Below are 7297 nucleotides of genomic sequence, written 5' to 3' on the forward strand. Positions count from 1 at the left end.
AGCCCTTTTGGATGAGGCCGCTGTGCTGGCTTGTATGACCTATGTCGAACACTTTTTGCTAATAGATAGGCCAATCCGTGCGAAGATGGCGCAAACGCCAGAGCAATCAGACTTCACCAGTTTAAAACTCAGAGTCACCGCAGCGCTTAAAGGTCAACAACCGAGCAAGCTATTAGCCTTTATTGGCAACGAGCGAGAGCACCAACCCAAAGGTATTGCTTTCTCGCTGCAAGACTATCTTGTATTGGTTGACGAAACAGGCAGGATTATCCGTAACGATAAACGGGGGGTTATATCTTCGAGTGCTGAAAGGATTTTGAGTCGATTAAATATCCCAGCCGCTAATTGGCTAAAAATTACCACCGAGTTTGGGAAACTGTTTCACGGCCCAGTGGGGACATTACAAGAGCTAAGCACCTACTGTGATCACTTAGATAAGCGACGACGGCACTTTTCAAATAGTTGTCAGTATATGTAAGTAAACTAACCTCAAGATGGTAACTTCAATAGCACTTTCCTCTGTTAATACACAGAGTAAACAATCCACGCCTTAAAATTCACTAATCTCTGCTAATTCACTTCTTTCCCGGCATTTATTCGCGTCACTCTGTTGAAAATGGTTCAAGTACTATCTTTGATAGACGTCAATCGTTGATATTGGGTTGAAAGCTAGTTATGTTATTGATTATTAGTGGCTGGCTATTATTTTTCTGCATCGGTGGCTAGCGATTTTGATCTTTATGTATTAGCCGATGATATTGTCAGCTAAGACATTGCATTGAGGCGTACAAAATTCAATCATTTCTAACGCAGTTAAGTCTGACTCTGCTCTAAATTTTCGTTATTGACTGCAAGGCTCGAATAATTCGGAGTTTAATCTATTGCTTGCACTATGCTTGCGGCATAATGGCGTTAAGTACTTAATAGAGTAGTTATAATGGACAAGCAGCAAGACAGTTACATTACTGAAGAAACACTAATTGAAACCGTTGAAAACCAAATCGTCGACGGTGAACCCAAAAAGGTAAAAGAAACCTTGATGCGTTTAGTCATGACAGGTACACCGCGTGAAGAAGCGATTCAATGGATGGCGTGCGCGCTGGCTATTGAAGTATCCGATGTGATGAAAAATGATGCCTCTTTTAACGAAATACGTTATGGACAGCATTTGGATGCACTACCGAATATGGATTGGATGGAAGATTAATAGCAACCCATAAAATACCGTTCTGTTAATTCCGATAATTAACATCTTAGGGATTAACAGAACGCGATCCCATTGAAAAGTCATAAGAAAGATGTTGGATTTATATCTTCAATGAGTAGTGTTGGACCTGTTTAGATTATGCTGTTGAAGAGCAATTCCTTGGCAGTTTGAAGCATGAGTGGTTGTTAAATGTAGTGCATTTTACACTCATGGTCCATGACGCGAGTTCGTAGAGATCGGTGCTATTCTCGTCATAAAAGTAGACTTCAGAATTTCCGTCTACTTGAGGCCATTCCTATTTTGCCAGAGTATGGCTGTATCTTTTTTGCTAAGTCATTGAAAGCCGCGTATATCAGGCTTTTCGGCTCTGGGACAGACACATCGCTGATGAGGCCCCGTATGCACAAAAACAGCATTGGCTGGCTGCTTACAGTAACGGTTGATTGGCTATTGATTAACGAATAGTCAGATTCGGTTGCTACGATCTGTTAGAATACCGCGCATAATAATAAGAATTTATGGGATCTATGAAAGAATTTATCATCATTGGCGCTGGTCAGTCTGGGTTGGCTATGGCTTATAACTTATCCCAAACGAATAAAGATTACCTGATTTTAGACGCCAATGAGCACATAGGTGCGCCTTGGTTAAAGCGCTGGGATTCGTTAAAACTGTTCACTCCTACCGAATATAACCATCTCCCGGGCATGTTATTTCCATTTCCTAAAGGCTACTACCCCAATAAATATGAAGTAGCAGATTATCTAAAAAGTTATGTTGAAAAATTCTCGATCCCGATTGAATTTAATCAAAGAATTACTTCAGTAAAAAAAGTGAATGGTATTTTTGAAATAACCAGTGCCACGGGTAGCTACAAGGCTAAACAGGTTGTTATAGCCACTGGTCCCTTCCATACGCCTTTTACGCCCCCTTGCCATGCTGATATCGCTGAGAATGTGGTTCAATTACACAGTGAACACTATAAAAGTCCTGAACAGCTACAAGATGGTGATTGTTTAGTGGTGGGTGCTGGTGACTCTGGGGTGCAAATTTTATCAGAAATTGCCGAGACGGGACGCACAGTGCATTTCTCCGGAACGGATAAAATCACTGCGATCCCACAATCATTTTTAGGTAAAACCTTATGGTGGTGGTTCACTAAAATCGGCTTTTTATCGGTGACGCGCTTTAGCAAGATGGGTAAATGGCTGAGTAAAGGTGTGCAGCCAGTGATTGGTACTGACGTGAAGTCACTGCTGGCAAAAGATAATGTTATCCATATGGGCAGAACATTGTCAGCAGACAAAAACAGTATTAAGTTTCAAAAAGGCAGCATCAGTAGTATTAAAAATATTGTCTGGGCGACAGGATTTAAACCTAACTTTTTTTGGATTGAAGATATCACTTTTGATGAGACGAACTACCCGAGTAATTATCGAGGAGTGAGCAATGATGTTGAAGGATTATATTTTATTGGGCTTCCTTGGCTGTATACCCGAGGTTCTGCAACATTGGGTGGCGTATGGAAAGATGCCCAATACTTGATGACCCATATCCAAAAAAACCAAACTAGCGGTATAGCTGACCCAAGTGCTGAGCTGGTTGAGGTGGGTTAAAAAAAGTCGATGGCTGTTGATGATTGCGTCTGCGCCATCGGTTAAACCATATACTTAAGTGATTCAAAACTATCCTGCCTTACTTCACGCGCCTTACATCAGGCGCGTTTGATTATTCCTTACCTGGTTATTTCTTTCATACTTTCAAACGATTCTGATCCTTGGCCGTTGAGCAAGTCTTCTATTTAGTTAAGCATTACACTCCTAAATTGATAAAGCCTAATGTTGTTGCCTTAACGAACAGATCCCCAGTGACGGTAAGTCGTTTTTCCATTTAGATGATAACCGTCATGGTGAGGACTAACAGCAAGGTGTGGTGTACAACAAAAGTCCCTACAGACTCAGATTGGGTGGATACGGATAAACTTGTTTTTATGTGAGGCCGTTATGGTGGTTATCTAACGATGGTCGCTATGGCGTTACAGATGAGTTTAAAGTGGGGATCAATATTTTTGGTGAGCAGGTTAACAGTCCGGTACTACTGCTAGTTGTAGTGCTGAGTATAAGTGATGCTCGATAAACATTAAGAAGGCGGGTCAGTTATACAAAAAGGCCATTTGATTACTCAAATGGCCTTTCTTTACGCTTTTATCAACACTGATGAGTGCTGATGTTTAGGCTATTTATTTACTAATGCTTCGGCTTGGCTCGACATGTATTCGTCGAAAGTACCGTGGAAGTTGACCAAGTGTTTGTCTTTCACATCGATGATACGAGTTGCAAGTGATGACACAAACTCTCTATCGTGGCTGACGAAAATCAAGGTGCCTTCGAAATCTTTAAGCGCGTTGTTTAGCGCTTCAATGGCTTCCATATCCATGTGGTTAGTCGGTTCGTCCATGACGAGCACATTGACATCCATCATCATTAACTTACCAAACAAAAGACGGTTCTTCTCACCACCTGAGCAGTTACGGGCTTTTTTGTTGGCATCGTCTTCAGTAAAGAGTAGACGACCTAACATGCCACGAACCGAAAGGTCGTTATGCTTTGGTGTACGCCACTGCGACATCCAATCAAATAGAGTGAAGTCGTTATCAAAATCAGCACTGCTGTCTTGTGGGCAGTAACCGATAGCAGCATTTTCAGACCACTTAATGACACCGGAATTGTGTGTTAGTTGATTAACTAAACAACGAAGTAGGGTTGTTTTACCTACACCGTTCTCGCCAATAACCGCTAACTTAGCGCCAGCTTCAAGAATCAGCTCGCCGCCTTGGAATAGTGTGTTGCCATCAAAACCGTGGCTTAGCTCTTCAATCACTAGCGCTTGGCGATGCATTTTTTTACTTTCTTCGAAGCGTAATGACGGCGTCATACGGCTCGATGATTTAACGTCATCAAGAGAAATCTTATCTAATTTCTTAGCGCGAGAGCTGGCTTGCTTTGCTTTAGATGCGTTAGCACCAAAGCGGTTAACGAAATCTTGCAGCTCTGCCATTTCGGCACTCTTCTTCGCGTTACCCGCGAGCAGTTGCTCTTGGATAAGGCCAGCAGCGTCGAGGAAGTACTCATAGTTACCTGGGTAGACGCGAAGTTCACCGTAATCGATATCAGCCATGTGAGTACAGACAGTGTTTAAGAAATGTCTATCATGCGAGATGATGATCATGGTGCACTTACGTTTGTTGAGCTCATCGGCTAACCAACTAATGGTATGAATATCCAAGTTGTTGGTAGGCTCATCGAGTAACAAAATATCAGGATTTGAAAACAATGCTTGTGCAAGTAACACACGTAGTTTTTTACCTGGTGCAACTTGGCTCATTAGGCCAAAGTGAAACTCTTCTTCAATACCAGCTTCAAGTAAGATTTCACCAGCGCGACTTTCTGCACTGTAACCGTCCATTTCAGCAAACTCGCTTTCAAGCTCGCCAACTTTCATGCCATCAGCTTCGGTCATGTCAGGCAAAGAGTAGATGCGTTCACGCTCTTGCTTTACTTCCCACAGTTTTGGATCGCCTTGAATTACAGCATCAATAACGCTGTATTGCTCAAAAGCGAACTGATCTTGGCTTAGGGTACCGACTTTTTGACCAGGTGTGATTGACACGTTGCCAGACGTCGGTGCAAGTTCCCCACTGAGGATCTTCATAAAGGTTGACTTACCACAGCCGTTTGCACCGATTAAACCGTAACGGTTGCCGTTGCCAAATTTTGCGGAAATGTTTTCAAACAATGGCTCTGGGCCGAACTGCATGGTGATGTTTGCGGTAGAGATCAATGGAATATCCTGAAAGGTTAAGTATTCAAAGCTAAGCAGATAACCGCCACCCTAAAATAAGGCGAGCGTTTGCATAGGTAAATCAGGCGCGGATTATACAGAAATAGGTGCTCATATGTCGAGCAAGCAATTAATTAAAACGGTTTATTTGTCCAGTTTTGCGTGCTTTTATCAAAAAAAGGATGGCATAGCGGATTTGAACGGGTGATATCGGTATTTTCTTGTTATTATTAACGGAATATTTTGGCCATTACAAAAATGGCCTCGTTAGTTATCTAACGATTTTGTACATTATCAGCGATTTTTTGGACACCCCATGATTGAACATCAACAGAACAACCCATTGCACGGCCTAAAACTTGAAACTATGGTGACAGAGCTTGTCGAATTTTACGATTGGAAAATCCTCTATGCGGCTATTCGCTTAGAGTGTTTTAACTCTAATCCTAGTATGCCAGCTTGTAATAAGTTCCTTAAGAAAACTGAATGGGCGAGGGAGCGCGTTGAGGCCTTTTATCTTTATCGCTTCAAACGTATGCCTAAAGGCAGCGAATCGCAATTTGATCTTAAGCCGCGTGAGCGTGGGTTTGCAGATGGTATTGTGCCACGTAAGCCACAAGAGTTAACCATTGAGTTGATTGAAGAGATGCGCGTTAAAGCTACGGCTGATTACGAAGCGATGAAACAGAATAAAGGCAGTCGCCCAAGTTACGGTAAAGATAAACCTAAAGCGCAAGATTCTTACGCGCAGAACACCCGTAAAGACAGTAATAGACCTGCACCGTCACAAGATCCTACTAACCCTTGGGGTAAGTAATCTTTTAGGCCTGTTTCAGGACGGGTTCGTACAGAACAAGTGCTTGAACTGAACAACATCTAGTTTATCGTCTTAATGGTAAGCTAGGTGTTGGCTTTTTCATCCCCCCGGTTTAATCGCAGTATCTCCCTAATGTAATATCCCCAGCATCAACTTTAGTGACTCCTCCATTATCCAACCTGAGCAAGTTCGCTACTTGTGTCATTCATGGATTGAATATATTGCGCTGCTTTATACCTTTTTAAGTCAGTATCGGTACTTTTTCGGGGCTTCAAAATTCAAAGTTATATAGGCTATGACTGTATTGTTATCTGTAATATTAAACTGTTACTGATATATGGCAGGTACTTACTGAACCCATTAACTCATGCGATACAGACATTCACCATTTCATGTGACCGTATATGTCTAAACTAATCATTATTATCGTGCCTCTCTCGATAGAGATACATAGTCCTATCTTGTATGTAACACCATAGGTCATGTGGTTGCATATCAAAAAGATCAAACACAGCTGCAGGGCCAAACCCTCTATTTGATATCAGCCACCGGCGTGAGGTTCTAAGGTATTTTTATCTGTGCATTCATTGCATTGACTGAATAATGGATCTGGATTTTGATGAAGCCTACTTGAATCAAAAAATGAGGCGCTCACGCAGTGCGGCCGACGTTTAAAGCAAATGGCAAAGCCCTTTAAGCTTCATTGTGGGCTTTGATATAGCTTCAATCCCCCATCTTGCCTACAGGGCTTTGAATTCCCGCTTAATGGTCAAACTTTTAATGCAATTGGTATATACATCAAGCAGAGTAGGTGAGCTGTTACTGTGTTTTCGATATTAAAACCGTGGTCGCGGGTCAATCTATTGGTATGTTTTGGTATGTTTTGGTTTTGAGAGCGGGATGAATCTATTTAGAGCAGAGTGCTATCTTGTAAAACACCGAGCTTCTATGGCCTTCTTCTATTTTTATGAATCGCTGTGAGTAGATCAGTGAGTAGTATTGTAAATAGTTCCGAATCGTTGAGCCTGAGTTTCATTTAAAAAGCTATTTTAGGCGAATACCATATCAATATTTAGAACCGTGTTAATACTGCTATCAAATAAGGGTTTGTGGAGCCAAAATTTAGACACAAAAAAACCAGCTTCCGCTGGCCTACTAGTCGATATAAAATTGGTTGCGGGAGCTGGAATACTTTTCATAAAAGAGCAGGGCAACAACCTTCGCCAGTCTTTTAATAAAGAGTTAAGTCCGAGTAGCTTTTATACTGCTCCATCTCGCGTCCGTGTTATATCTACGCTAATAATTATTTTAATTCTACTATCAAAGAATTGGTTGCGGGAGCTGGATTTGAACCAACGACCTTCGGGTTATGAGCCCGACGAGCTACCATACTGCTCCATCCCGCGTCCGTGTTAAACGCATTAGTTGTTTTA

The 7297-nt window shown here is 41.9% G+C and carries 4 protein-coding genes, 1 tRNA gene and 1 pseudogene; 4 read left to right on the forward strand and 2 right to left on the reverse strand.

Annotated features, from left to right (window positions below; genetic code table 11):
• The 3 genes and pseudogenes from L2729_RS21285 to L2729_RS21295 form a co-directional block, all read left to right on the forward strand.
• Positions 1-478, forward strand: a pseudogene (locus tag L2729_RS21285) (transposase); the annotation flags it as partial.
• A 459-nt stretch (positions 479-937) separates the two neighbouring features.
• Positions 938-1207, forward strand: a complete 270-nt coding sequence (locus L2729_RS21290) for a hypothetical protein (RefSeq protein WP_248990025.1) — start codon at positions 938-940, stop codon at positions 1205-1207.
• A gap of 527 nt (positions 1208-1734) precedes the next feature.
• Positions 1735-2823 carry a flavin-containing monooxygenase gene (locus L2729_RS21295; RefSeq protein WP_101090258.1) on the forward strand — a complete coding sequence of 363 codons (1089 nt, stop codon included), beginning with the start codon at positions 1735-1737 and terminating at the stop codon, positions 2821-2823.
• 619 nt (positions 2824-3442) lie between these two features.
• Here the strand turns inward: L2729_RS21295 and L2729_RS21300 are convergent.
• Positions 3443-5047 (reverse strand): ABC-F family ATPase, encoded by a 1605-nt coding sequence (locus tag L2729_RS21300; RefSeq protein ID WP_248990026.1) that lies wholly within the window; start codon positions 5045-5047, stop codon positions 3443-3445.
• A gap of 316 nt (positions 5048-5363) precedes the next feature.
• Here L2729_RS21300 and L2729_RS21305 point away from each other — a divergent pair, with 316 nt between their 5' ends.
• Positions 5364-5864 carry a VF530 family protein gene (locus L2729_RS21305; RefSeq protein WP_248990027.1) on the forward strand — a complete coding sequence of 167 codons (501 nt, stop codon included), beginning with the start codon at positions 5364-5366 and terminating at the stop codon, positions 5862-5864.
• 1329 nt (positions 5865-7193) lie between these two features.
• Here the strand turns inward: L2729_RS21305 and L2729_RS21310 are convergent.
• Positions 7194-7270 (reverse strand) — tRNA-Met (locus tag L2729_RS21310).
• Between the last annotated feature and the right edge of the window lie 27 nt (positions 7271-7297).

This window comes from Shewanella gelidimarina, from assembly GCF_023283945.1.
In the GTDB taxonomy this organism is placed as follows: domain Bacteria; phylum Pseudomonadota; class Gammaproteobacteria; order Enterobacterales; family Shewanellaceae; genus Shewanella; species Shewanella gelidimarina.

Coding starts and splice junctions, on each gene's coding strand:
- L2729_RS21305 (WP_248990027.1), top strand. CDS start 5,364: ATGATTGAACATCAACAGAACAACCCATTGCACGGCCTAAAACTTGAA.
- L2729_RS21295 (WP_101090258.1), top strand. CDS start 1,735: ATGAAAGAATTTATCATCATTGGCGCTGGTCAGTCTGGGTTGGCTATG.
- L2729_RS21290 (WP_248990025.1), top strand. CDS start 938: ATGGACAAGCAGCAAGACAGTTACATTACTGAAGAAACACTAATTGAA.